This is a genomic window from Formicincola oecophyllae (genome assembly GCF_006542395.2).
GTDB lineage: Bacteria > Pseudomonadota > Alphaproteobacteria > Acetobacterales > Acetobacteraceae > Formicincola > Formicincola oecophyllae.
Window position 1 is genome coordinate 1,557,970 of sequence record NZ_CP038231.1, and the last position, 24,503, is coordinate 1,582,472.

18 protein-coding genes and 2 tRNA genes are annotated in these 24,503 nt (G+C 63.9%); 10 read left to right on the forward strand and 10 right to left on the reverse strand.

Translation table 11 applies throughout. From position 1 onward, the window contains the following. The first annotated feature begins 131 nt into the window (after window positions 1-131). Window positions 132-572, forward strand: coding sequence for a nucleoside-diphosphate kinase (gene ndk / locus E3E12_RS06920; protein ID WP_141443648.1), 441 nt, complete (start codon window positions 132-134; stop codon window positions 570-572). A gap of 112 nt (window positions 573-684) precedes the next feature. Here ndk and purN read toward each other — a convergent pair whose 3' ends face one another. From purN to E3E12_RS06935, 3 genes are all read right to left on the reverse strand, one after another. Beyond that, entirely contained in the window at window positions 685-1,311 is a 627-nt protein-coding gene (gene purN, locus E3E12_RS06925) for a phosphoribosylglycinamide formyltransferase (RefSeq protein ID WP_141443649.1), read from the reverse strand. 7 nt (window positions 1,312-1,318) lie between these two features. Further along, window positions 1,319-2,440: a phosphoribosylformylglycinamidine cyclo-ligase gene (gene purM, locus E3E12_RS06930; protein WP_141443650.1), complete on the reverse strand. Its 1,122-nt coding sequence runs from the start codon at window positions 2,438-2,440 to the stop codon at window positions 1,319-1,321. Between the two features lie 173 nt (window positions 2,441-2,613). Beyond that, window positions 2,614-3,078 carry a GNAT family N-acetyltransferase gene (locus tag E3E12_RS06935; RefSeq protein ID WP_141443651.1) on the reverse strand — a complete coding sequence of 155 codons (465 nt, stop codon included), beginning with the start codon at window positions 3,076-3,078 and terminating at the stop codon, window positions 2,614-2,616. A gap of 189 nt (window positions 3,079-3,267) precedes the next feature. Here E3E12_RS06935 and E3E12_RS06940 point away from each other — a divergent pair, with 189 nt between their 5' ends. Further along, window positions 3,268-5,622, forward strand: coding sequence for an RNA degradosome polyphosphate kinase (locus tag E3E12_RS06940; RefSeq protein ID WP_141443652.1), 2,355 nt, complete (start codon window positions 3,268-3,270; stop codon window positions 5,620-5,622). A 103-nt stretch (window positions 5,623-5,725) separates the two neighbouring features. Further along, complete coding sequence (locus E3E12_RS06945; RefSeq protein ID WP_408869941.1) at window positions 5,726-7,162, forward strand: Ppx/GppA family phosphatase; 1,437 nt, start codon at window positions 5,726-5,728, stop codon at window positions 7,160-7,162. Window positions 7,163-7,578: 416 nt separating this feature from the next. Here E3E12_RS06945 and E3E12_RS06950 read toward each other — a convergent pair whose 3' ends face one another. The 5 genes from E3E12_RS06950 to E3E12_RS06970 all read right to left on the reverse strand — a co-directional run bounded on the left by E3E12_RS06950 (window position 7,579) and on the right by E3E12_RS06970 (window position 12,881). Beyond that, window positions 7,579-10,647, reverse strand: a complete 3,069-nt coding sequence (locus E3E12_RS06950; RefSeq protein ID WP_168194413.1) for a DUF4175 family protein — start codon at window positions 10,645-10,647, stop codon at window positions 7,579-7,581. A 16-nt stretch (window positions 10,648-10,663) separates the two neighbouring features. Then, window positions 10,664-12,049, reverse strand: coding sequence for a diaminopimelate decarboxylase (lysA, locus tag E3E12_RS06955; protein ID WP_141443655.1), 1,386 nt, complete (start codon window positions 12,047-12,049; stop codon window positions 10,664-10,666). A 140-nt stretch (window positions 12,050-12,189) separates the two neighbouring features. Continuing rightward, window positions 12,190-12,266 (reverse strand) — tRNA-Arg (locus E3E12_RS06960). A gap of 35 nt (window positions 12,267-12,301) precedes the next feature. Next, window positions 12,302-12,378, reverse strand: a tRNA-Arg gene (locus E3E12_RS06965). Window positions 12,379-12,485: 107 nt separating this feature from the next. Continuing rightward, window positions 12,486-12,881: a hypothetical protein gene (locus tag E3E12_RS06970; protein ID WP_141443656.1), complete on the reverse strand. Its 396-nt coding sequence runs from the start codon at window positions 12,879-12,881 to the stop codon at window positions 12,486-12,488. Window positions 12,882-13,169: 288 nt separating this feature from the next. Here E3E12_RS06970 and guaA point away from each other — a divergent pair, with 288 nt between their 5' ends. From guaA to pyk, 4 genes are all read left to right on the forward strand, one after another. Beyond that, a complete protein-coding gene (gene guaA / locus E3E12_RS06975; RefSeq protein ID WP_141443657.1) occupies window positions 13,170-14,765 on the forward strand; it encodes a glutamine-hydrolyzing GMP synthase in 1,596 nt (531 codons plus the stop codon). Between the two features lie 227 nt (window positions 14,766-14,992). Then, window positions 14,993-15,946: a Dyp-type peroxidase gene (locus E3E12_RS06980; RefSeq protein WP_141443658.1), complete on the forward strand. Its 954-nt coding sequence runs from the start codon at window positions 14,993-14,995 to the stop codon at window positions 15,944-15,946. Between the two features lie 23 nt (window positions 15,947-15,969). After that, the gene (locus E3E12_RS06985; protein WP_141443659.1) at window positions 15,970-16,887 is read left to right on the forward strand and encodes an SH3 domain-containing protein; all 918 of its coding nucleotides are present in this window, start codon (window positions 15,970-15,972) and stop codon (window positions 16,885-16,887) included. Window positions 16,888-16,914: 27 nt separating this feature from the next. Next, entirely contained in the window at window positions 16,915-18,342 is a 1,428-nt protein-coding gene (gene pyk, locus E3E12_RS06990; protein WP_141443660.1) for a pyruvate kinase, read from the forward strand. Between the two features lie 526 nt (window positions 18,343-18,868). Here the strand turns inward: pyk and E3E12_RS06995 are convergent. Both E3E12_RS06995 and E3E12_RS07000 read right to left on the reverse strand, forming a co-directional pair. Further along, window positions 18,869-19,858, reverse strand: coding sequence for a prephenate dehydrogenase (locus E3E12_RS06995; RefSeq protein WP_141443661.1), 990 nt, complete (start codon window positions 19,856-19,858; stop codon window positions 18,869-18,871). A gap of 4 nt (window positions 19,859-19,862) precedes the next feature. Beyond that, entirely contained in the window at window positions 19,863-21,122 is a 1,260-nt protein-coding gene (locus tag E3E12_RS07000; RefSeq protein WP_240810473.1) for a lysylphosphatidylglycerol synthase domain-containing protein, read from the reverse strand. Window positions 21,123-21,194: 72 nt separating this feature from the next. Between E3E12_RS07000 and hpnA the strand changes: the two genes are divergently transcribed. The 3 genes from hpnA to hpnC are packed head-to-tail and all read left to right on the forward strand — an operon-like array spanning window position 21,195 to window position 24,459. Further along, window positions 21,195-22,256, forward strand: a complete 1,062-nt coding sequence (gene hpnA / locus E3E12_RS07005; RefSeq protein WP_141443662.1) for a hopanoid-associated sugar epimerase — start codon at window positions 21,195-21,197, stop codon at window positions 22,254-22,256. An 11-nt stretch (window positions 22,257-22,267) separates the two neighbouring features. Then, window positions 22,268-23,575, forward strand: coding sequence for a glycosyltransferase (locus tag E3E12_RS07010; protein WP_240810474.1), 1,308 nt, complete (start codon window positions 22,268-22,270; stop codon window positions 23,573-23,575). Next, window positions 23,572-24,459 carry a squalene synthase HpnC gene (gene hpnC, locus E3E12_RS07015; protein ID WP_141443663.1) on the forward strand — a complete coding sequence of 296 codons (888 nt, stop codon included), beginning with the start codon at window positions 23,572-23,574 and terminating at the stop codon, window positions 24,457-24,459. The genes E3E12_RS07010 and hpnC overlap by 4 nt, the downstream gene beginning before the upstream one ends. Window positions 24,460-24,503: the final 44 nt, after the last annotated feature.

The window sequence follows — 24,503 nt, forward strand, 5'->3', positions numbered from 1 at the left end:
GGCAGGGCTGCTGTCAGCCAGGTGCCGCACCCTATCAGCCAAGGGCGTTTTCCTCTAGGGATTGTGGCAGGAAACGAAGGCCAGGTGCCTTCAATCAGTCCTGCCAATCCTGCAACCGCAAGGAGCCCACCATGCCTCTGGAGCGCACATTTTCCATCATCAAGCCAGACGCGACCCGCCGTAACCTGACGGGCGAAATCAACGCCGTGATCGAGAATAACGGCTTTGCCATTGTGGGGCAGCGCCGCATCCACATGTCGCGCGCCCAGGCTGAAGGCTTCTACCGCGACCACAAGGACCAGGATTTCTTCCAAGCCCTGGTGGATTACATGGTTTCAGAACCTGTTGTGGTGCAGGTACTTGAGGGGGAGGACGCCATCAAGCGCTACCGCGCCCTGATGGGCCCCACAGATGCCACCAAGGCTGGGCCAGACACGCTGCGGGGCCGCTTTGCCCTCAGCATGCGTGAGAACTCCGTCCATGGTTCGGACAGTCCCGCCAATGCTCAGCGTGAGATCGGCTATTTCTTCTCTGAGGTGGAGATCCTGCCCTGCACGCCTGAAAAGCCCTGAACGCCTGCCCAAGCCCCTTATGGTTGGTGCTTAGGGCTTAGTACATGGTGCGCGTAGGGGCCCAGGCACTGCCAAGGGCAAGTGGGGTTTCAAGCGCCCCTGTGAGGCAACGTCACTGGCCATCCAGAATGGCCTGGGCGCTGCGCGCCAGCATGGCGGGGTAGAGTTCATGCTCCCGCGCTAGAACGCGCGCGCCAAGCGTGGCTGGCGTGTCCCCCGCCAGCACGGGAACGCTGGCCTGACCCAGAATGGGCCCTTCATCCACCCCTGCTGTGACGAGATGAACAGTGCAGCCATGCTGCCCTTCGCCAGCTTCCAGGGCGCGCTCATGGGTGTGCAACCCAGGGAACTTGGGCAGCAGGGCAGGGTGGATGTTCAACATACGCCCCTCCCAGCGCCCCACCAACCAGGGAGTGAGGACGCGCATATAGCCAGCCAGGCACACAAGCTGGATGCCGTGCGCCACTAGCACTTCCTGGAGGGCCCGCTCATGAGCTTCGCGGTCACGCCCAAAGGGGCGGTGGTCGATGGCCATGGCCTCAATGCCCTGCTTGGCGGCGCTGGCCAGGCCAGGCGCCCCAGGGTTGTTGCTGAGCACAAGGGTGATTTCAGCAGGGAAGGCCGGGTCGCGGCTGGCGGCCAGCAGGGCCTCCATGTTGCTGCCGCGCCCACTGATGAGCACCGCTGTGGGAACACGCCTGGGCTTGGATGGCTGGATTAGGGTGGTGGGTACTGCCATGGTGCCCTCAGCCCAGATTGAGGGGGCGGGAGAGGGTGAGTCGCTCCCCACTTTCCTGACCTTCCGGGGCTGGCCCACCAGGGCTGCGCTCTTTGTGCACTGTGCCGATGAGGTGCGCCTCCTCCCCCATGGCGGCCAGGGCTTGCATGGTTTCTTCAGGCTTGGCGGTGATAAGCACCATGCCAACGCCGCAGTTGAAGACGCGCAGCATTTCCCCAGGTGCCACATCGCCTGTACGTGCCAGCCAGCTGAACACTTCAGGCACAGGCCAGGCGCCCCCATCCACTGTGCAAGCAAGGCCTTTAGGCAGGACGCGCGGCAGGTTGCCCGGCAAACCACCCCCTGTGATGTGCGCGCACCCTTTGAGGAGCCCTTTGCTGTGCAGTGCCAAAACGGTTTTCACGTAAAGGCGCGTTGGCTCCAGGAAGGCTTCAGCCAGGGTTTTGCTCTTGGCGAAGGGGGCTGGGGCATCCCAGCCCAGGCCGCTGCGGCGCACCACTTCCCGCACCAGGGAGAAGCCATTGGCATGAACACCTGAAGAGGGCAGCGCGATGAGGCTGTCGCCATCAGCGATGTTGGCAGGCAGAAGCTGGCCGCGTTCAGCGGCGCCAACGCTGAAGCCGGCCAGGTCGTAATGGCCTGCGCTGTAAAGGCCTGGCATTTCGGCGGTTTCGCCACCCGTCAGCGCGCAGCCGCTTTCCTTGCAGCCCTGCGCGATGCTTTCCACAATGGCACGCGCCACATCGAGCGAAAGCTTGCCGGTCGCGAAATAGTCCAGGAAAAACAGCGGCTGCGCGCCTTGCACCACCAAGTCGTTGACGCACATCGCCACCAGGTCGATGCCTATGCCCTCATGGTGGCCGTTTTCAATGGCCAGCAACAGCTTGGTGCCAACACCATCCGTGCAGCTGACCAGTACAGGGTCTTTGAAGCCAGCGGCCTTGGGGTCGAAAAGGGCGCCAAACCCGCCAAGGCCCCCCATGGTGCCGGGGCGGTCTGTAGCGCGGGCGGCTGGCTTGATGGCCTCCACAAGGGCTTCGCCTGCTTCAATGTCCACGCCTGCCTGGGCGTAGCTTGCCCCTTTGGGAGCGCTGGGTGTGGGAGCGCTGGAAGGGGTCGGTGTATTCATAGTGGGGGAACGTCCCTGCTGGTGATAGTGGGCTGGAAAAAAGGTTAGGGCCAAAGCTGGCCCTATCTGGTCCTGTGTGGTGGGGTTCTTACCATGGTTTGGGGGCGCTCACCAAGTTGGCTTGCCTGCCTTTCAAGCGGCTTGGCGACAGGCTGCACCACCAAGCTGGGCGGTTAGGCTGGGCGCTGGAGCGCGCGTGCCATGCGCACAAAGCCAACCCCACCTTCCAAGTAAGGTTCGCCAGCCTGGTGGAAGCCAAGCTTCTGGTAGAACCCCTCAGCGCCTGCGCGCGCGTTGAGCCACACCCCAAGCCTGCCCTGCCCAGCAGCTTCCGCCATGGCTTGGCCCATCAGCCAGGCGCCAAGACCGCGCCGCTGCCAGGCGGGGTGGGTGGCCACTTTGCGAATCTGCACAAGGCCCTGGGGGCGGTTGAAAACCGAAAGACAGCACACCACTAGCCCTTCAGGGGTGAGGAGGCCGTGGTGCGCCCCAGCCCCGTCATCAGCCAGCCTGCAAGCGGCTGGCGTGGTGCCTGGGGCGCCAAGCATCTGCCAACGCAACGCCAGGATGGCGCTGGGGTCCAAATGCGCTTGGTAAACCAGGCCGGCAGGGGGTGTGGTGGGGTTGTGGGCGTTCATGGGGTGTTTTCCTGATGGTTGTCCTTTGGCGTGCTTCCCCAGCCAAAGCCAAGTCTGGGCACCCAAGGGGTGCCGCACCAAGCCTGCGCACCGTTGCGGGACCGCGGGCCAGCTGCGGTTTGCAGGAATGCGCAGCACGCGGGGTGGGCCCTCCCCACAGCGCAGGTCCTTTCATGCTATAAACGCCCTATGACGAAGAAAACCACCACCCCTGCCGTGACACCTAATCTGAGCCCCACTACCCAGGCGCAGGGGGGTGGGCACGCTCAAGGCGCCGCAAGCCAGCCCAAGGCCCCACCCACCCCTGAAGGCGGGCTGACTGGGGAGAAGCTGCTTGCCAGCCCAGAGCGCTTCCTGAACAGGGAGCTTTCCTGGCTGGATTTCAACCAGCGCGTGATTGAGGAGGCCCGCAACCTCCGCAACCCCCTTTTGGAACGGGTGCGCTTCCTGGCCATCAGCGCCAGCAACCTTGATGAATTCTATTCCGTGCGCGTGGCCGGTCTGGTGGGCCAGGTGCGGGAGGGCACAGCCGTTATCAGCCCTGACGGCAAAACGCCTGCCCAGCAATTGGAGGCCGTGCGCCGTAAAGGCCGCGCCTTGAAGGAGGAGCAGCAGTCACTGTGGCGCCTGCTGCGGGCGGAGCTGGCAGGGGCTGGCGTTAGCATCATCAAGCCAGGCGCCATCAGCGCTTCTGACCGCGCTTGGCTGAGCGACTGCTTTGAAAAACAGATCTTCCCTGTGCTGACGCCGCTGGCGGTCGACCGTTCCCACCCCCTGCCCTTCATCCCCAACATGGGGTTGGCGCTGGTGCTTTCGCTGCGTGAACGCGCCCAGAAACCGGACGGTGCGGGCCGTGACCACCCTGAGCGCCTCCATGAGATGGACGGCATCGTGCTGCTGCCATCGCGCTTGCCGCGCTTCATTCGCCTGCCTGACCAGCCACCAGTACCTAACGGCCAGGGGGAGGGGGCAGAACCAGCACAGCCCCAGGCCCGCTTCGTGCAGCTGGAAGACGTGATCGCGCTGTTTGGCTGCAGGCTTTTCCCCCACATGGACGTGACGGGCGCTGGTCTGCTGCGCCTTGTGCGCGACACGGACGTGGAGTTCGAGGATGAGGCTGAGGACCTCGTCAGCGCTTATGAAAGCGCGCTCAAGCAGCGCAGGCGCGGCGTTGGCATCCACCTGGAGCTTGACTCAGTCCTGCCCCAGGCGCTCAGCCGTGAACTGGGCGAGGAGATCGGCGTCAGCGGGCACGACCTTGTGGCGCTGCCAGAGATGGTGGGCCTGGCCGATCTCAGCCAGCTTGTCAGCGCAGCTGGGCAACCAGCGCTTTTGTTCCCGCCTTACGTGCCGCGCCTGCCCCAGCGCATCCGCGAGTTTGAGGGGGACTGCTTCGCTGCCATCCGCGCTGGGGACCTACTTGTCCACCACCCCTTTGAAAGCTTTGACGTCGTGGTGAAGTTCCTGCAGCAGGCAGCGCTGGACCCTAACGTGCTGGCCATCAAGCAGACTTTGTACCGCACATCGCGCGACAGCCCCATCGTCCAAGCCTTGATTGAGGCCGCCGAGGCCGGCAAGTCCGTCACCGCTGTGGTGGAGCTGCGCGCTCGCTTTGATGAGGAGGCCAACATCCGCTTCTCCCGCGCGCTGGAGGCCGCCGGCGTTCAAGTGGTGTACGGCCTGGCCCACTACAAGACCCACGCCAAGCTCTCCCTCGTGGTGCGGCGGGAGGGGCGTGGCCTGCGCTCCTACGCCCATTTTGGCACAGGCAACTACCACCCCGTGACGGCGCGCATCTACACGGACCTCTCCTACTTCACTTGCAATGAGGATCTGTGCGCTGATTCAGGGCGGTTGTTTAATTATGTGACGGGCTGGGCGCGTCCTCAGCGCATGAACGCCCTCTCCTACGCGCCTGTGACGCTGCGCCATGACCTCCATGAGCTGGTCTGCGCTGAGATGGATAACGCGCGCGCAGGCAGGCCAGCCAGCATATGGTTGAAAATGAACAGCCTGGTGGACCCGGACTTGATCGATTTGCTGTATGAGGCTTCGCGCGTGGGGGTGCGCATCACCGCGCTTGTGCGCGGCATGTGCTCGCTCAGGCCTGGCGTGAAGGGGCTTTCAGACAACATCAAGGTGCGCAGCCTGGTGGGGCGCTTCCTGGAGCATTCGCGCATTTTCGCTTTTGGCAACGGCCACCACCTTCCCTCACGCGAGGCGAAGGTGTTCATTTCTTCCGCTGATTGGATGCAGCGCAACATGGACAAGCGCGTTGAAGTCATGGTGCCCATCCTGGAGCCAGCCATCCACAGCGCTGTGCTTGATGACATCTTGGCCCATGACCTGCATGATAACCTCCAAACCAGGGTGTTGGGGCCGAATGGGGATTGGCGCCACGTTCCCTGCGCGCGCAAGCCGTTCTCCGCCCACGCTTATTTTATGGAGACGTCAGCCCTGCCAGCCCCGCCTGAGGCAGAACGTATGCCAGCCCCCTACACCCCCTTGGAGCGCCACCATGGTGGAGGATCCCATGTCAGCTGAACCCGCCCCCCCTGACCAGCCAGCCCTATCTCCCCAGGCTTCAAGGCCTGAAGGGGACGGGCAGCGCGCCGCCATCATCGACCTGGGCTCCAATTCAGTGCGGATGGTGGTTTTCGAAGGGGTATCGCGCAATCCTGTGCCCATTTTCAACGAGAAGGCCACCCTGCAGCTTGGCAAAGGGATGCAGGCCACAGGCAAGCTCGGCGAAGGGGGGGTGGAGAAGGCACTGGACGTGCTGGCGCGTTTCGGCGCCATTGCCAGCGCCATGGGCGTGGGCCCTTTTGTGGTAATGGCCACTGCAGCTGTGCGTGACGCCACCAATGGCCCCGCCTTTGTGGCACAGGCGCGCCAGAAGCTGCCCAAAGCCCATTTCCGCATCTTGCGCGGCGATGAGGAGGCGGACTATTCAGCTGCTGGCGTCCTGTGTGCCGTGCCAGGAGCCGTTGGCGTGGCTGCTGACATCGGCGGCGGCTCCATGGAGCTGATCAAGATAGAGGACGGCGCCTACTCCCACGCCATGACCACCCACCTTGGCGTCATCAGGCTTTCAGAAGCCGCTGAAGGCTCTGTGGAGAAGGCGACCATCATCGCTAGCGCCATCCTGGCAGCCCAGCCTTGGCTGCGGGAAGGGGCCGGCAAGCCGCTCTACCTAGTGGGGGGGGCCTTCAGGGCGCTGGCCCGTGCTGAGATCGCGCGCACGCGTTACCCCCTTAACATGGTGCACCTCTTCACACTTTCCCCCCGCCAAGCGCTTGACCTAACGGCCTGGTGCCAAAGCAAAAGCGTTAAGGAACTTGAAAAAACCAAGGGTGTGCCGCGCAAGCGTGCAGCCCAGCTGCCCTTCGCCGCTGTTGTGCTTGAGCAGCTCCTCAAGCAAGTGCGCCCTAGCGAGGTCGTGTTCAGCGCTGACGGCCTGCGTGAAGGCTGGTACATGCGCGACGTGGTACCCAGCACCGTCAGGGCTGAAAACCCGATGGACGCCCTTGCCCAGGAAATGGCCCAGCGCCTGGGGCGCAACGCCGCCCTGGCGCCAGCGCTCGTCCGCTGGACAGCGCCCCTTTTCAGCCCTGACGAGACGGAACCCCAAAAGCGCTGGCGCGCGCTGGCCTGCGCCTTCTCCGACATTGGCTCCTACGATCACCCCCAATACCGTGCAGCCCAGGCCTATCAGCGCATCCTGGTGTCGCATGGTGTTGGCTTCCAGCACCCTGCGCGCGCTTTCCTGGCCCTGGCTGTGGCGGTGCGCTACGAAATGGACCCTGACGACCCGACCCTCAAGCCATCGCGCAAAATCCTCAGCAAAGCGGACTTCACCCGCGCTGTTCTGCTTGGGCAAGCCCTGCGCCTTGCCTACACGCTTTGCGCTGGCACAGAGGAGCTCCTGGCGCGCTATCCGTTGAAGGTGGAAGGACCCACATTGAGCCTCGACCTCAAGGCGGACGGTATGCGGATGGAGGCAAGCGTGGTCAAGCGCCGCCTGGCCAAGCTTGCCGCCAGCGCTGGCCTTGAAGGCGTCATCAAGGGGGAGGGCATGGCCTGAACCACGCTTTGCAGCCTGGCTTTGGGTCTTGAGGCGCGCTTGGATGGGCGGCAAAGGGGGAAGGGGCGCCCAGCCGGGGATTTCCCCACCAAAACATTTTCAGAAAAGGGAAGCCGGCGACCACACCTTCAGGCCACCGGCTGCCTGGCCGTTCCGGGCAACCCTTCAAACTCTCAGGGGCACTGATTGCTTGCTGACAGTGGTTGCTTGCTGACAGCATGAAGGAAAAAAAGCTGGACCCAGGCCATGCTCCAGGCTTCTGGCGCTTTTGTCGCGCACAGCTGCGCCCCTAACAACCTGAATTTTGTCTGGAGTTCTCTCCATTCTGCGTTCAGGTGCGTTCCGCCACTTTGACCACTAAGGGCCCTTTCCCCACCACCCTCCTGCCAAGGGCACCAGGCACTTTGTCCAGGCCTTCAAGGCGCTGCCGTGCCCCCCTGCCCTTCAGCAGTAGGGCCAGCAGGGGTGTCATTATGGGCACCATCAAGACTGCCAAAAGGCCGAACACTGTTGAGAAGCTGGTCGAGATACTCCAGCTCCCCCTCTGGGCGGGTGCGGTCTGTGGCGCGCTTGCGCAGTTCCTTCTCCACAGCGTGGGCCTGCTTGTGCGAATCCTCCCCAGGCAGCGCCAAGGTGTCGCTTGGCTGGTCGGCTTCACGCTGGCCATGGTCGCTAGGCTTGGCGCCCTGCTTTTTCTTGTGCGCGCGCATTGTGCGGCGGGATTGGCGCTCGCGCTCTTCCTGGGGGGAGGTGCTGTCGGCGCGGTCCTCCTCATCCTCGTCAGCGGCGCCATCACCACCAGCGCCTTGTCCGCCCTCCATGCTGGGGCCTTGCTGCCCGTCCTTGGATTTGTCCTGGTTTTTGTCGGGGCTTTGGGAAGGATTGGGGGAGGGTGGCGGTGGAAAGATCTCCATTGAACTGCCACTCTGGTTGTGTTGGCGGTGGCGGTCATGCAGCTGCTGGCGCGCCGCTGTCAGGTCAGCGATGACTTTCTTCAAAGCGACTACTGTACTGGCGTCATGGCGCCCAGCCTGGGCTGCCAGGACGGTTTTCATGTCCTCTACCGCCGCCACCAATCCTGGCAAGGGCTTTTCATCACCTTGCTGGGTGCGGGCACTCAAAACCATGGTAAGCATACGCAGCGCTCGCTGCGTGCCATGGTCGCGCAGGCGTTCATCGGCCTGCGCTGCGCCCGCAGTGGGGTTGAGGGCGATCATGTCTGGTTCTGATTGGTCAGCTGCCCCTGGCTGGCTGGGTGTGGCACTGCCAGGGACGCCTGCTATGCCAAGGGCGCGCAGGATCTCGTTGCTGGAAAGCTGCTCTGGCGGGCGTGAATCCTCCAAAGCTGCATGGCGTGCGGCCGCCAAGCGCTGCTGGGCGCTGTCAAGAAGCTTGGTTTCACGCTTGATGATGTGGCGCAGGGCGGCGTTCTGGCGCCTGGCTTCAGCGCGGGCCTGCTGCTGGGCCTGCATGGCCATGACGTCCATGGGCTGCGCTGGCCTGATGCCAGCGGCCATGGCTTCCAGCTGGGCCAGAAGAGCTAGGGCTTTAGCCCGCTCCCCTCCCGCCAGGAAGGTTTCAGTGGCAGGGCCCATTTCCTCCAAGCTCAAGGGGCCACTGGGCATGGCGAAGGAACCACCAGGGGCGTGCGCCACCAGGAAGTTCAACCTAGCCTTGAAACTGCTTGTGATGGCCTCCATGCGCCCGTGGAAGCGCTGCGCCTGCTTGGCTGTGGGCGCTTGGCCTTCAGCCCCAGCCAGAAGCGCTTGGCGCGCCCCAGCCAGAAGCGCCCTGAAGCGCGCCATGAGGAGGGCGTTCTCAGGCCCGCCCTCAGCTTCATCCTGGGCGATGTGGGCCAGGCTAAACAGCGTTTCAGACGTGGCAGCAGGCAGAGGGCTGCCTTGGACTGCCACTGTGGTGGTGGTGAGGTCAGCCAGCGCACCCCCAGAGCCGGCTGGTGCAGCCAGGGGCTGGCGGTAGGCCAGGGGGGCTTCATGCCAAGCGCGCCCCAGGGCGCTGCGCACCTTGAGCTGCCCAGCCTGGGGGGAGGGCTCAGCGTGGCGCGCGCTGTAAAGCAGCGCCAACTGCAGGCCGCTGCCAGGTGTGTGGCTGGCCAGATCAACCATGTTTTCAGCGATGGCGCCAGGGCTCTCCACCCCTAGCGCCCCGTTGCGCCTGATAGCCAGAAGGCCATTAGCAACGGCATCCGTTGGGGGCGGGGCAGGCTTGTTAAGCGTGAAGGTGGCTTCAGCCCCGCGCCCTTTGGCGCCATTCAGCCCCTCCGCCTCCAGCCAGGCGGTGACCTGCTGCCCTGCCAGCGGTGTCGCGCCCAAATGCACCATGGTGCTTTGCGCTTTCTTCAAAGGCGCCTTGTGGCCTGGGGGCAGGTCAAGCAGCGCCACCTTGAAGCGGTAAAGGGTGGGTTGGCCTGCTTTGCGCACCACCAACCAAACCTTTTTCACCCCCAAGGGGTCTGAAACCTGCCACGGCACAAGGGTGGCGCCACCTAAGGGGTGGGGCTTGGCGCCTTTTTTCCAGCCCACCTGAGGGGCTTGGGGAGGGATGACGTTGAAGCGCCATTGCCCCAAAGTACGGCCACGGCTGCGCAGCGCCACAACACCGTTGCTTTCCAGCATAGCTGAGAGGCGCCACTGCCCCGCCCCCAGATTCTGGGCCTTGGCGTAACCAATCCCCCACCCTGAAAATGCTGGCTGGCTGCGTGCGCCTGAAACCAGCGCCTCCAAATGGGTGCCTGCCGGCAGGGGGGCGCCTTTCAAAGTAATGGTGGCGCCAGGGGTACTTTCCAGGTAGCGCGCAGGCCCTGGCAGCCATGTTGGCGGCTGCACCCAAGCGCGCACTGTTGCCAAGGGCTGGGTTTCATCATCACGCCCTGGCACGAATCCAGCTGCCAGGCGACTTACCCCCACACCCAGCCACGCTGTTTGGGCAGGTGCTGCTTCATGCCACAAAGCAAGGCCTGTCCCCGCCACAGCCAGGGCGCCTGCCGCCCCCAGAAGCACGGCAAGGGGGTGGGCGCCTTCATGGAGGGTGCCCAAGGCAGCGCGCGTGCGTGCCTGGTGCGCCCGCCACACGGCCTGGGCCGCACTATCGCTGCTCAAGGCTGGGCGGTCAGCCAAAACAGCCAAAGGTTCATGGCGCAGGTGGGCAGAACGCTCTATCTGCCTGTCAAGGCTGGCAGGGCTTTGGGGGGGGCGCTTTTGCCACAGGCGCCACGCCCACCAAAAAGCTGCGCCGAACCAAAGTCCTTCCAGCCCACCATGGGCCAAATCTGGCATGGATTGGGGCACGCCCAGCCATGAAAGCGCCGCCCACACCACGCCAAAACCCACCACGACACGCGCAGGCCGCCACAGCTGCTTGAGATGCTGGCGCAGGGCGGCGTGGTGGCGCGCCACGCCTAGCTGGCGCAGGGGCGGGTTATGGTGGGGTGGTAGCGCCGAATATGTTGGTTGGGGGGCCGTCAAGTCCAGTCCCGCCAGGTCAGCGCTGGCCTGGCAGCAGCCAGCCAGGCATGGTTTCAGCCGCCAGGAGGGCCTCAACGCTTTGCTGTTTGCGCAAGGGGGCCACCTGGCCGTGGTCAATCAGGATTTGGGGCGCTAAGGGGCGCGTGTTGTAAGTGGAGCTCATGACGGCACCGTAGGCGCCCGCATCCAAAATGGCCACCGTGTCGCCCCGCTTGAAAGGGGGCATAGGGCGGTTGCGAGCGAAAATGTCGCTGCTTTCGCAAATGGGCCCGACAATGTCAGCCTCATGAAGGGGGGTGCCAGGGGCAGGCAGGGTGGTGGGCAGGATGCCATGCCACGCATCGTAAAGGGCAGGGCGCAACAGGTCGTTCATGCCTGCATTGATGATGACGAAATCGCGCGCGCCATGCTTGATTTCCACCACGCTTGCCAGGAGAACTCCAGCTGGGCCAGTCAGCCAGCGCCCTGGCTCCACGTGAAGGCGCGCGCCAAGGCCACCGAGCGTTTCAGCAACGATGTGCGCCCAAGCCTGTGGCGCCATGGCCTCCTCCCCCTGGTAAGGGATGCCAAGGCCGCCGCCACAGTCGATCTCATCAACGCGCAGACCTTCAGCGTGCAGCTGGCGCACCAGCTGGGCCAAGCGCTGGTACCCTTGGCGGTAAGGCTGTGGGTCCATGATTTGGCTGCCAAGGTGCACAGCCAGCCCAACCATGCGCAAAGCGCTGTGGCCCTCCGCCTGCTGCACACTTTTATAAAGGGCTGGGACTTTTTCCCAAGCGATGCCGAACTTGTCCTCAGCACGCCCTGTGGAGATCTTGTCGTGGGTTTGAGCTGCCACATCAGGGTTAACGCGCAGCGCAACGCGCGCAACGCGCCCCATAGCGCTGGCCAGGCTTGCTATGCGCTCAAGCTCGCCCTCATTTTCGACATTGATCTGCCCAATGCCAGCCTTGATGGCGTCTGCCAGTTCGCTATCGCTTTTGCCAACGCCTGAGAAGACGACCGCTTCAGCTTTCATGCCAGCTTTGAGGGCGCGGGCAAGCTCCCCCCCACTGACGATGTCAGCGCCATAGCCTTCCTGCGCGGCAATGGCCAGGCAAGCTAGGCTGTCCTGCGCTTTGACGGCGTAATGGCAGCAAACAGCGCTGCGCCCATCAGGCAGAGGGGTGGAGAGGGCCGCTTTGAAAGCGCCAGCTAGGGCTTGGCAGCGCGTGCGCAGTACCCCGCCATCCATCACCCAGCATGGCGTGCCATAAGTGCGCGCTAAGGCCTTGAGGCTTTGGCCGCCAAAGCACAGCTCCCCCCCAGTGCCAGGGGCTGGCGCGGCTTCAAGCCCAGGATGCGTTTTGAGGAGTGTGGCGAAGTCCGGCTGGAGGCTGGCGGAGGGGTGGTGCGTCTTCATGGCGTCACGCGTCCAGTCGGTTCCAGTCAGCTTTGCCTGCTTCAGGCCGTTGGCGCCCTGACCATATGGCCTTACTAGGCGCCTGCCCAACTATAGAGGTTGGGCGGCCAATGCCTGTTGAAGGCATGGTCTTAAATAAATGGTGCACCCGAGAGGAGTCGAACCTCTAACCCCCAGATTCGTAGTCTGGTGCTCTATCCAATTGAGCTACGGGTGCTTTGAGGGCGGCCTGGTGGCGCGCCTGCTCTGTGTTGGTGCACCCGAGAGGAGTCGAACCTCTAACCCCCAGATTCGTAGTCTGGTGCTCTATCCAATTGAGCTACGGGTGCGCCGCTGGGGTGTTGTCTACAAGGGTGGGCGGTGTTGCGCAAGGGGGGTGGCGTTTTTTTCTTTACCCCTGGCAGAGGCGCTTTGCGGCCTTGGCTGGAATGGCCTTTCAGAAAGTGGCCTGCCGCAGCAGCGTCACATGGGCATGGCAGCGTGGCGTGATGTAAGTGCCGCCGATGGTCATACCAACTGGGTAGCCCCTGAACAGCATATGGTAAGGCTCATGGTTGACGCCGGCTTCCGTGTCGCGCGCCACGAAGCGGGTGGAGCCCTGGCTGTAATGGCCTTTCAGCACGATGGCGTCCGAACCAGGGCTGAAGACGATGTCGTGGTCGCGGATTTTCAGCACGGACTGGTCATAGACAGGGCAGACGCCGTCATCTGTGATGAGCTGCCCCTTCCAGGTGCCTTGGGGGGAGGAGGCCGCGTCTGGCACCTGGCCTTGGCAGGCCGCCAGGGCAAAGGCGGCCAGGCTGCCCAGCAGGGCGATATTCATGGGGCGCATGGTCTGTGTTCCAGGTTGGTGGTGGCTGGTCTGCCAGCCCCGCTGGGGGCTGTTTGGGGCAGCAAACCATCCTAACCCCAGCTGCCACTGTTAGGCCATGCCTGCACGCGCTAGCCATATCGTGCGCCTGGCGCTGGGAGCGTGGCGGGGATGACGCAGCCCCTGCAATGTCTTATGGAAGGGGCCATCATTACCCAGGCCAGGCCCCTGTACCCAATCCCCAAGGCGGGCTGGGCTAGTGCCTGGACGTACCGCCAGCCTTCCCCACCCTTGCCCGAATGCCAAGCCATGCCAGAGCAGACCATGACCACCCCCCAAGCCCCCCTGCAGGACAGCCTGCATGAAGACCGCATCCTTATTTTTGATTTTGGCAGCCAGGTCACGCAGCTGATTGCGCGCCGCGTGCGCGAAAGCGGCGTCTACTGCGAGATTTGGCCCCACACTGCTAGCCTGGAGCGCGTCAAAGCGTTTGCGCCGCGCGGCATCATTCTCTCAGGCGGGCCAGCCAGCGTGCATGATGCCAACGCCCCCACCGCCCCTGAAGGTCTGTTCGGCCTGGGGCTGCCCATCCTGGGCATTTGCTACGGTCAGCAGCTGATGTGCCAGAGCCTGGGCGGCAAGGTGGAAACCCACCCCCACCGCGAGTTTGGGCGTGCCTTCGTGGATGTGGACGCCCCCTGCGCCCTGTTCCGCGATGTTTGGCTGCCAGGGGCGCGCGAACAGGTGTGGATGAGCCACGGCGACCGCGTAACCAGCCTGCCTGCGGGTTTCAAGGCCGTTGCCCATTCAGAGGGCGCCCCCTACGCCATCGTAGCTGACGAGGAACGCCGCCTCTACGGCATTCAGTTCCACCCGGAGGTCGTCCACACCCCCCATGGCGCAGCCTTGCTGCGTAACTTCACCCATGGCGTGGCGGGGTGCCAGGGCAACTGGAACATGGCTGGCTTCCGCGATGCCGAAATCGGGCGCATCCGGCAGAAAGTCGGCAAAGGGCGCGTCATCTGCGGGCTTTCAGGCGGCGTGGACAGTTCCGTTGCCGCCAAGCTCATCCATGAGGCCATCGGCGACCAGCTGACCTGCATTTTCATCGATCCAGGCCTGCTGCGCCACGGCGAGGCGGAGCAGGTTGTCGCCACCTTCCGCGACCGCTTCAACATCCCCCTCATCCACCGTGACGCTTCAGACGTGTTCCTGGGCGCGCTGGAGGGGGTGACGGACCCAGAAGTCAAGCGCAAAACCATAGGGCGCCTGTTCGTGGAAATTTTCGATGAGGAGGCCGCCAAGCTGGGCGGGGCGGAGTTCCTAGCCCAGGGCACCCTCTACCCAGACGTGATTGAGAGCGTCAGCGCCGTTGGCCAGTCTGTTACCATTAAGTCCCACCACAATGTAGGCGGCCTGCCTGAGAACATGAAAATGCAGCTGGTCGAGCCCCTGCGCGAGCTGTTCAAGGATGAGGTGCGCATGCTTGGCCGCGAGCTTGGCCTGCCTGAGGAGATCATCGGCCGCCACCCCTTCCCAGGGCCGGGGCTGGCCATCCGCGTGCCAGGCGCTATCACGCGTGAGAAGCTTGCCGTGCTGCGCCAAGCGGACCGCATCTACCTTGAAGAGATTCGCAAAGCAGGGCTGTACGACAAGATCTGGCAGGCCTTCGCCGTCCTGCTGCCTGTGCGCACAGTGGGGGTGATGGGCGATGGCCGTACCTATGACAGTGCCTGCGCGCTGCGCGCCGTCACCAGCACGGATGGCATGACGGCGGAGGTCTACCCCTTCAGCTTCGATTTCCTTAACCGTGTGGCTGGACGCATCATTGGGGAGGTGCGCGGCATCAACCGCGTCACCTACGATATCACCTCCAAGCCCCCAGGCACCATTGAATGGGAGTAAGGTAAATGGGAATGAGGTGAACGGGACTGAACCCAAAGCTTCATCAATGAGATAAAGCCATGAGGGTTGAAGGGTTGTGGGCCAAGGCGCCTTGATAAACGCTGGCGCCAAGCCCATGCTGCCCTTAAAGTCTCCCGTGCAAAGCCCTTGTTGCGGGCGGGGCGCGCCCCTGACCATTCGCCACTCTACCGCCCCATACCTCCACCATGTGTTCAAGGAACGTTTCCATGGCCCAAGCCCCCCTTCCGCAGGCTGTTGCCGCGCTGCTGACGCCAGCTGCCGTTTTCCTCGTCCTCAGCATCAAGCCAGGCAAGGAAGCTGAAAAGGCTGTTCGCGCCACTTTGGCCAACATGAGCGCGCTGGGGCGCACCGTGCGCTTCCGCAATCTCCATGCCGAGTTCACCTGCGTGACGGGCATCAGCGCGCCAGCTTGGAAGCGCCTCTTCCCCGACCTGCCGCACCCCAAGCACCTGCACAAGCTGCAGCCCATTGATGGGCCGGACTTGGCTGCGCCGTGCCCGTGCGTCTCCACACCAGGGGATCTGTTGTTCCACATCCGCGCTGACCAGCCCTATATGTGCATGGAAATGGCCATGCTCATCATGGACGAACTGCGCCCCCACGTCACCACGGATGACGAGACACACGGCTTCAAATACTTTGACGACCGCGACCTGCTGGGCTTCGTGGACGGCACGGAGAACCCTGAAGGCCCTGCCGCCGTTGAAACCGTGATGGTGACGGCTGACGAGGACCCCAACTACGTCAACTCCAGCTACGTCATCGTGCAGAAGTACCTCCACAACCTGGAAAAGTGGAACAGCTTCAGCGTGGAGAAGCAGGAAGGTATCATTGGCCGCCACAAGCTCTCCAATGTGGAGCTGCCTGACGACAAGAAGCCCCCCTACGCCCACAACGTCCTGAACGTGATTGAGAAGGACGGCGTCCAGATTAACATCCTGCGCGACAACATGCCCTTCGGCTTTGTGGGCGACAACAAGCTTGGCACCTACTACATCGCTTACGCCAAGAACCCCGCCACCACGGAGGAAATGCTGCACAACATGTTCGTGGGCAGGCCCAAGGGCACTTACGACCACATTCTGGATGTCAGCACCCCCATCACGGGCACGCTTTTCTTCATTCCCACCCAGGACTTCCTGGACAACGTTCAGAGCTGACCCTGACTGAAGCCGCCCCAACCATGCCCCCCACGCCCCGCCCGGTATGCCGGCGCCCTTGGGCGCTGGGCGTGCTGGCACTGATGTGCCCTGCCCTGGCCCAAGCCGCGCCAGCCAGCCAAGCAGGCAGTAAGGCAAGCGCCCCTGCCGCCAGGCATACCCTCCATCCCAAGGCTGGCAGCCATGGGGTGGCCACCCATGTGCGCCGCCATGCCAAAAGCAAAAGCCAAGGTAGTGTTAAAGGCAGCGTTAAGGGCAAGGGCCGCCCCACCCACAGCCATGGCGCGCGCCGTCAAGCGCCCCAGCTAGCCCCGGCCCCTTTGCCGGCGCCCCTACCTAAACCCATGGTCGGTGCCACCACAGGCCGGCCGCTGCCGCGCTTCGCTTCCCTGCGCGCTGACCGCGTGTTCCTGCGCCGTGGCCCAGGGGAGCGCTACCCGGTGGACTGGGTGTTCCACCGCCGCGGCCTGCCGGTGGAGATCGAGCGCGAATTCGGCGTTTGGCGCCTGGTGGAGGACCCAGAGGGTACCAAGGGCTGGGTGCACCAAGTAACGCTGCGTGGCGTGCGCACAGCGATAGTGACGGGCACCCACGCCCACCCCACAGCGCCTGCTGGTGGCGCTGGCCAGGACAGCGCCCCCCTGCCCCCCCATGCCCACACGGACCCCGTCATCACGGGGCGGCTGGTCCCTGGCAGCGGGGAGGCGCCACCGCCTGGCGCCGTTGGGCTGATGTCAGGCCCTGGGGCTGACGGCCCCACCCCCGCGCAAGGTCCTGCGCGCCTGGTGCGGGCTTGGCTGATGCCAGGCACCGTGGTGGCTGTGCGGGCCTGCCCCGCGTATTCATCATGGTGCCAGGTCGCCGTTAAGGGTTATGAGGGGTGGCTGAAACGCTCCCTGTTATGGGGAGTGCAGCCTGGTGAAGTCATTCAGCCCGACTGAGCAGCAACGTTAGTTTGAGGTAAATTCATGTCAGCTCCCGTTCATCATCGCCGCACGCGCATTGTCGCCACTATTGGCCCAGCCTCTGAATCCCCAGAGATGCTCCGCACGCTGGCCAAGGCCGGCGCCAACGTGTTCCGCCTGAACTTCTCCCACGGCACCCATGCAGAGCACAAAGCCCGTTTCGACACCATCCGCAGCATTGAGAAGGAAGTTGGCCGCCCCATCGGCATCCTCGCTGACATGCAGGGCCCGAAGCTGCGCGTTGGTGACTTCGCCAAAGGCCCGGTCGACCTCAAGAAGGGCGACCACTTCACCTTTGACATGAACGACGCCCTGGGCGACCAAAAGCGCGTTAAGCTGCCCCACCCTGAGATTTTCAAGGCTGTTGGCGTTGGCCACCGCCTGCTGGTCAACGATGGCAAGCTGGCGCTGAAGGTCGTCAACAAAAAGCCTGAGTCCCTTGAGTGCGAAGTCCTTAATGACGGCGTGATCTCCAACCACAAAGGCGTGAACGTCCCTGACGTGGCTCTGCCCATCCCGGCCCTGACCGAGAAAGACCACCAGGACCTGAACTTCGCCCTGTCACTGGGTGTGGACTTCATCGCCCTGTCTTTCGTGCAGCGCCCGCAGGACGTCCTGGAAGCCAAGGACATCATCAAAGGCCGCGCCTGGGTCATCTCCAAGCTTGAGAAGCCACAGGCCATTGAGCACCTGGAGGAGATCGTCCGCGCTTCTGACGGCATCATGGTCGCCCGTGGCGATCTGGGCGTTGAAATGCCCGCCGAGGACGTGCCCCTTCTGCAGAAGCAGATCATCAAGACCGCCCGCCGTCTGGCGCGCCCTGTGATCGTTGCTACCCAGATGCTTGAGAGCATGATCGAAAGCCCCGTGCCGACCCGCGCTGAGGTTTCAGACGTTGCCAACGCTGTTTACGATGGCGCTGACGCTGTGATGCTTTCCGCTGAGAGTGCCGCTGGCGACTACCCAGAGCAGGCTGTCGCCACCATGGTTCGTGTTGTTTCCAAAATTGAGCAGGACCACGAATGGCGCCTGCGCATGGACCGCAACATGATGCCGGCCAATGACTCCATCATGGGTGGCCTGGCCCTGGCCGCCTACAATGTCGGCCACGTGCTCGGCCTGCAGGCGCTTTCCGTCTTCACCAAGGACGGCCGCAACGTTCTGCAGGTTTCCCGCACCCGTCCTTACAATGTTGTGCAGTCCATCAGCGACTTCACCATTGCCCACCGCCTGACGGTGGTGTGGGGCGTGTTCCCGCAGGTTGTGGAACCCGCCTCTGTGACGGCCGGCGCTGAAGCTGCCGCCAAGGAAGCCCTGGCCCTGGCCCAGAAGGCCGGCTTCGTCAACGGCAAGGACCAGCACATCGCTGTGCTGTCCAACCAGCCTTCCAACTTCGGCACCATGAACGACCTGCACATCGTCCGTTCATGATGACCGCTTGATGGCCCAGGGCACGGGGCTGGCCAGTTGCGGCTGGCCCCTGCCTTGAAGGCTGTGGCTTGAATAGCCAGCCCCTGGGCATGGTTTGTTGCAAGCCTTTCAACCCCGTTTGCGCTTTAGTGCAGGCGGGGTTTTTGTATGGTGGCCAACCAGTTGACCAAAGTGCCCCGTGCTTAGGGCTGCCTAGGGTTGGCAGCGCGCCCCAAGGCCCTGTTTCATGATGAGGTTCCAAGGCTATGGGAGGCCCTCCCGCCACCAGGAAGCACGTTTAAAGGTCAGGGCGCTTGGGAAGGGATCGGCCCAGTCACCCGGCAAGGAACCAGTGTTCAGGTCGCGTGCCCTTAGGCCATGCCAACGGCACCCGAGCGCAGGAACGTTTGCAGGGTGGGCCATGGTGACAAGCGCCCCAGCCCCTGGAACCAGGCCCGCCTTGGAAAAGCTGAGGGGAAGAGCAAGTGATTTACTGACTTTTATCAGTGCTTCCGCTCACCGCTGCCAGGTTTCAGCCTCTCAGGCTTCAAGAACCAGGGCAGGTGGGGGGCGTGTTGGTTTTGATAGCTTGGGCCTGTTCAAGCCACCCCAGCAACGCCTGGCCCTGTGCCTGCAATAGGGCCTGTGTTGAAGCCTGGGGGGGGCTGGTACTGGGTGCGCCACCGCTGCCTTGCTGCGTTTCTGGCTTGGCTGCCAGGAGGGCGCGCAATGTGTCCAGCTGGGCGCTGAAGCCATCAAGTGCCTTTAAAACGGCATGGCGATTGGCTTGCAGAATGCCTGCCCACAAAGCTGGGTCTGAAGCGGCAACGCGTGTGGCGCTGGCCAAACTCGGCCCCGCCATGGCCTGCAGCTCCGCAGCGCTCATGCACTGTCCCTCCAGTGTGCGGCACAGGCTGTAGGCCAGCGCATGGGGTAGGTGGCTGACCAAGGCGCAAAACTGGTCATGAACGTTTGGAGCAAGCACCTTGGTGTTAGCGCCGCATTGGCGCCAGAAAGCCACCATGCGCGTCACGTCTTGGGGATTCTGCCCTGGCTGGGGGGTGAGCAAGCACCAGCGTCCCTCAAACAAGGTGGCTGAGCCACCATCAGGCCCTGAACGCTCCGTGCCAGCCATGGGGTGGGTGGGAACGTAGCTGGCCTGGGGGAGCAAGGCTGGCGCCCCTTCAAGCCCGCACCGCACAGAGGCCACATCCCCCACGACCGCCCCTGGCGCGACATGGGGGGCCAGGCTGGCCAGAACAGGCAGCACCTGGTGCACAGGCACACACAGCAGAATGCAGTCCGCCCCAGCGACAAGGCTTGGGTCGGCGCCCCATTCATCGGCCAGGTGCAGTTCACCAACGCGCTTGCGAACCGCGCCTGAATGCTCCAGCGCCACAGTGGTGCCAGCCAGGCTGCGCAGCTTGGCGGCACGCAGGATGGACGACCCCATTTGCCCGCACCCCACAACGGCCAGGCGCCGCCACGGCGTGAAGGTCACGGAGGGGTGGGCAGGGTCCTGGTGGGGGTTGGCCATGCTCTCACCCTTGGCCTGGGTGGTTGGCTGGAGGTTGGGCTTGGGTTGGTGGGGCGCCTTTGCGCCTGCGCAGCTGCACTTCCCAGCCCTGCCATACGAGCAGCACAGGCAGCCCAATGGCTAGGTCACGCCCGCGGCGCAGCAGCGAAAGCCCCATCATCATGTCACTTGGCAAGCCGTAGACAGCGCCAATGGCCACATAGGCCCCCTCCTGCACGCCTAAGGCCGCAGGCACCATGAAACCAGCGGCCATGGCGCCACAGACGATGCCCTCAATCGCCACAGCTGTAGTGAAGGGGACGGCGGCCCCCAGCAGCCGCAGCGCCAGCCACCCCACTGCCGCAGAGGCCAGCCAGCACAGGAAATGGCGAAAAGCGCCATGCAGAATGTGCAGTGGCTGCGCCCAAAGCCGTTCAAGCGCATTCTGAAAAGCAGCCATGTTACCTTGGAGGACGGTTTTCCAGTCGTCAGGCAGAAAACGCGTGATCGCCCCTACCACCCTGGGCACAAAGGCGCCGCTGTGGCGCTGGGTCCAGACAAAGCCCATCAGGCCCAGTGTCAGCAAAGCGAGGCCGCCGAGCAGGGGCCATACAAGACCCCCCACTTTGCTGTGGCCCAGCAGGCAGAGCAGGGCCGCCATCACGAACACGATCTGGGCCGCCACCTCCGCTGTGAGATCAACCAGGTTAGCTGCTACGGCCAGGGGCCAGGTCAGGTGGCCTTGGCCGCCCTCCAGCGCAGGTTCGCCAGCCGCCGTGGCGCGAATGCCGAGGATAAGCCCCCCAAGCTGCGAAAAAGGCAGGCATGTGCAGGCGGCGTCACGCACCAATCGCGCCCAGACCAGACGCTTGTAGGGGATGAAGGGCACTTCCGCCTTCCAGGCCCACCCCAACCCCAAATTGATGCCAAGCTGGCCCAAAATCAGCAGGGCGAACCCGCCAATCCCCACCTGGAGGAGGGCATGGAGGACGGGTTCCCACCCTGCCCGCACCGTCAGGAACACAAGCAGGGCGATCCCGGCCATGGCAAAAAGGAAAGGCAGGTTCTTTTTCAACATGTACTGTGCTGGTGCCATTTTCTGCTTAGTGTCATGGTGCCGCAGCACCAAAGGGCTGTGGCGGTCGGGGGCCACCATAGGTGCGCTGGCCCTTTCCGTCCAACCCAGCCCCGGCCAACCCAGCTGGAGGCGTGCCAGCGTGCCTGAGGCGCGCCCTGGCCTGAAACGGTTGGGGGCGGTATAGCAAGGGGCGGTCCAGCCCACCATGGCGGCACCAGCGGGGCAGGCAGGCCCTCAACGCGTAAAAGCACAGGCAAAGCACAGGAAGGCACCGACAGCATGACCGTTCACACAGCCAAAGGCACCACCCTCCTGACAGGGGGAACAGGCTTTGTTGGTTCTGCCGTGGCACGCAAACTCCTGGCGCGCGGCCACAAAGTGCGTGTCCTGACCAGGCCCCAATCAGACCTCACTAACCTTCAGGGCCTTGATGTGGAGGTTGTTCATGGCGACCTCTCCAGCCAGGCTGGCTTGCCTGAAAGCGTGTTTGAAAGTGTCGGGGGATTGTTCCACGTTGCCGCGGACTACCGCCTTTGGGTGCCAAACCCTGAAGCCATGATGGAAGCCAACGTGGCAGGCACCGAACGGCTGATGCGCCAAGCCCAGGCGGCGGGTGTGGGGCGCATTGTCTACTGCTCCTCCGTGGCGGCGCTGGCCACTGCCCACGATGGCGTGCCTGCTAAGGAATCAGACCCCATCAGCGAAGACAAGGTGGTGGGCGCCTACAAGAAGTCGAAATACCGTGCTGAGCGCGCCGTTCTGCGCATGGCCCGTGAAGAAGGGCTGCCTGCCGTCGTGGTCAACCCCTCCACCCCCATTGGGCCGCGCGACATCAAGCCTACCCCAACAGGCAAAATGATTTGGGACTGTATGCGCGGGCGCATGCCGGCCTATGTCGACACAGGCTTGAACGTGGTGCATGTGGATGACGTGGCCGAAGGGCACCTGCTGGCTTTTGAGAAAGGCCGTGTGGGGGAAAACTACATTCTGGGCGGGCAGAACATCTGGCTGCGCGATCTGTTTGCCATGATCGCTTCCATGGTGGGCCGCCCCGCCCCCAAGGTCAGGTTGCCGCGCTGGGCGCTCTACCCCTTGGCGCTGGGGTGCGAAGGCGCAGCCCACGCTTTTGGCATCCAACCCATGGTAACGCGTGAAATGCTGGCCATGTCCAGGAAGCTGATGTTTTTCACCTCGCGCAAAGCTTACGATGAGCTGGGCTACCGCCCCCGCACCGCCCAGGCGGCCGTGGCTGCCGCCGTCCAGGCCTTTGCTGCGCAGGGTGGCATGGCCCTGCCCAGCTCTGGCGCCAAGCCCACAGGGGCTGGAAGGCAGGCTGATTGATGAAGGGTGGTGTGAACAGCAGCCAACAGTACTTATCAGCGCGCCCCACACATCATGGCGCACCCTGGCTGCTGGGCCTTGGGGCTTTGTCAGGCTTGGCATGGCTGTGGCTTTGGGCAGGCAATGGGCGTTTCTGGCAGCCAGGCCCTTTTCTGCGCCAAGGTAGCGCGGCACCTGGTGAAGGGCCATGGCCAGCGGTGGCCATTGTGGTGCCAGCCCGCAATGAGGCAGCGGCCATCCAACCTGCCCTGACCTCCCTCCTGGGGCAGGATTACCCTGGGTGGCTGCGTGTTTTCCTGGTGGATGACGAAAGCACGGACGGCACCTCCCAGCTGGCCGCCCAAGTGCCAGACCCCCACAAGCGCCTGACCATCATTAAGGGCAATCCCCACGCCCCAGGCTGGAGCGGCAAACTCTGGGCTGTCCACCAGGGGGAGGGGGCGGCCCTGGCAGCTCTGCGCAGCCAGCAGGCGCGGGAAGCCGGCGCTGGCGGCGCTGGCACAGCGCCTGGCAGCTTCATCATGCTGACGGACGCTGACATCACCCATGCCCCTGACCACGTTACGTCCCTTGTGCGGCAAGCGCGCGATGGGAGCCAGGACATGGTTTCAGAAATGGTTAGCCTGAACTGCACGGGATTTTGGGAAAAGGCGCTCATCCCGGCTTTTGTCTACTTCTTCGCCATGATCTACCCCTACCGCAAAGTGGCTGACCCGCGCTCACGCGTGGCGGGGGCGGCTGGGGGCACGGTTTTGGTCAGCCAGCGCGCCTTGGTGGGGGTGGGCGGCATCCAGGCCCTGCGCGGCGCCTTGATTGACGACTGCACCCTGGCCAAGCACGTTCAGCAGCGTGGTGGCCGGCTTTACCTGGGCAGCAGCAGGCAGGCCTGGTCCATCCGCTCCTACCAGGAACCTGGCGAGATCTGGCACATGATCGTGCGCACAGCTTACAACCAGTTGCGCTACTCCCCCCTGCGCCTGGCTGGGGCGCTGGTGGGGCTGGTGCTGGTGTGGTTTGTCCCCCCAGCCCTGGCTTTGAAGGGGCGCGGTGCTGCCCGTTGGCTTGGCGCTGGGGTGTGCGCCATGGCAGCGGCCAGCTACCTGCCAACGCTGCGCCATTTCAAGCTTGGCGCCTGGCGCGTTCTGACATTGCCGTTGATTGTGGCTTTCTACATGCTAGCCACGGTTGATTCAGCCATCAAGCACCATTTCGGCGCTGGCGTGACGTGGCACGGTCGCGCTTATGGCGGGGCGGAAGGGGACAGCGCCCCAAGCCAGCCTGCCCCAGCACCCACTCCCACGGAGGACAGCGCACCATGACCACCCCCCACCTGCCTGAAAGCCTGCCCGAACTTGAAGCCCTGGCCTGGAATGGCCCTGACGTCACCAGCACCAAAGGCGCTGGCGATGAGAACTTCCCCGTGGGCTCCATCTTGCTGGGGGCTAGCGAACGTCCCGCCGTCCACAGCTATTACCGCTTTGCGCGCATGGCTGACGACGTCTCCGACACTACCCGCCTGCCCCCTCAAGAACGCATCGCGCGGCTGCGCGTTCTGGGCGCTGTGCTGCGCGGGCAGGCACGCGCCCCCAACCGCACTGACGCCCAGTGCGCCGCGGCGGTGCGCACCATGCTGGCGCAACGCCATGTGCCTGTGGAGGATGCAGCCGACCTTTTGGTGGCGTTTGAGATGGACGTGACCAAAAACCGTTACCAAAGCTGGGAGGAGCTGCTGCATTACTGTCGCTACTCCGCCAATCCTGTGGGGCGTTTCCTCCTCAACCTCCACGGGGAGGGGGAGGATATCCTTGGCCCTTCAGACGCCCTCTGCACAGCGTTGCAAGTCATCAACCACTTGCAGGACGCTGGCCGCGACCTGGCCCGGCTTGACCGCTGCTACCTGCCCCAGCAATGGTTCGAGGCAGAGGGCGTGAAGGTCGCCGACCTGGCCCTGACCCACGCCAAGCCCGGCGTGCGGCGCGTTTTCGACCGCGCCTTGGCCTATGTGGATGGCCTGAACGCCCAAGCAGCCCGTCTGCCTGGGTTGATTAGGAACCGCCGTATGCGGCTGGAGGCAGCCGTGGTTGTGGCGCTGTGCCACAAGCTGACGCGCCGCCTCCATGATAACGACCCCCTCTGGAAGCGTGTGGCCTTAACGAAGGCTGATTTCGCGCGTGCTACCGTGCAGGCCTTCCGCCACTGGTGAGGACTAGCTGGCCTGAGTGCCGGGTTGGCTGGCTTGGCGCCCGC

Bases quoted from the DNA above. Each gene is read 5' to 3' on its own strand.
- lysA (WP_141443655.1), bottom strand. From the start codon at position 12,049: ATGAAGACGCACCACCCCTCCGCCAGCCTCCAGCCGGACTTCGCCACA.
- E3E12_RS06995 (WP_141443661.1), bottom strand. From the start codon at position 19,858: ATGGCCAACCCCCACCAGGACCCTGCCCACCCCTCCGTGACCTTCACG.
- E3E12_RS07000 (WP_240810473.1), bottom strand. From the start codon at position 21,122: ATGGTGGGCTGGACCGCCCCTTGCTATACCGCCCCCAACCGTTTCAGG.
- E3E12_RS06985 (WP_141443659.1), top strand. From the start codon at position 15,970: ATGCCCCCCACGCCCCGCCCGGTATGCCGGCGCCCTTGGGCGCTGGGC.
- E3E12_RS06945 (WP_408869941.1), top strand. From the start codon at position 5,726: ATGGTGGTTTTCGAAGGGGTATCGCGCAATCCTGTGCCCATTTTCAAC.
- guaA (WP_141443657.1), top strand. From the start codon at position 13,170: ATGCCAGAGCAGACCATGACCACCCCCCAAGCCCCCCTGCAGGACAGC.
- pyk (WP_141443660.1), top strand. From the start codon at position 16,915: ATGTCAGCTCCCGTTCATCATCGCCGCACGCGCATTGTCGCCACTATT.
- hpnC (WP_141443663.1), top strand. From the start codon at position 23,572: ATGACCACCCCCCACCTGCCTGAAAGCCTGCCCGAACTTGAAGCCCTG.
- E3E12_RS06940 (WP_141443652.1), top strand. From the start codon at position 3,268: ATGACGAAGAAAACCACCACCCCTGCCGTGACACCTAATCTGAGCCCC.
- purM (WP_141443650.1), bottom strand. From the start codon at position 2,440: ATGAATACACCGACCCCTTCCAGCGCTCCCACACCCAGCGCTCCCAAA.
- hpnA (WP_141443662.1), top strand. From the start codon at position 21,195: ATGACCGTTCACACAGCCAAAGGCACCACCCTCCTGACAGGGGGAACA.
- E3E12_RS06970 (WP_141443656.1), bottom strand. From the start codon at position 12,881: ATGCGCCCCATGAATATCGCCCTGCTGGGCAGCCTGGCCGCCTTTGCC.
- E3E12_RS06980 (WP_141443658.1), top strand. From the start codon at position 14,993: ATGGCCCAAGCCCCCCTTCCGCAGGCTGTTGCCGCGCTGCTGACGCCA.
- purN (WP_141443649.1), bottom strand. From the start codon at position 1,311: ATGGCAGTACCCACCACCCTAATCCAGCCATCCAAGCCCAGGCGTGTT.
- E3E12_RS06935 (WP_141443651.1), bottom strand. From the start codon at position 3,078: ATGAACGCCCACAACCCCACCACACCCCCTGCCGGCCTGGTTTACCAA.
- ndk (WP_141443648.1), top strand. From the start codon at position 132: ATGCCTCTGGAGCGCACATTTTCCATCATCAAGCCAGACGCGACCCGC.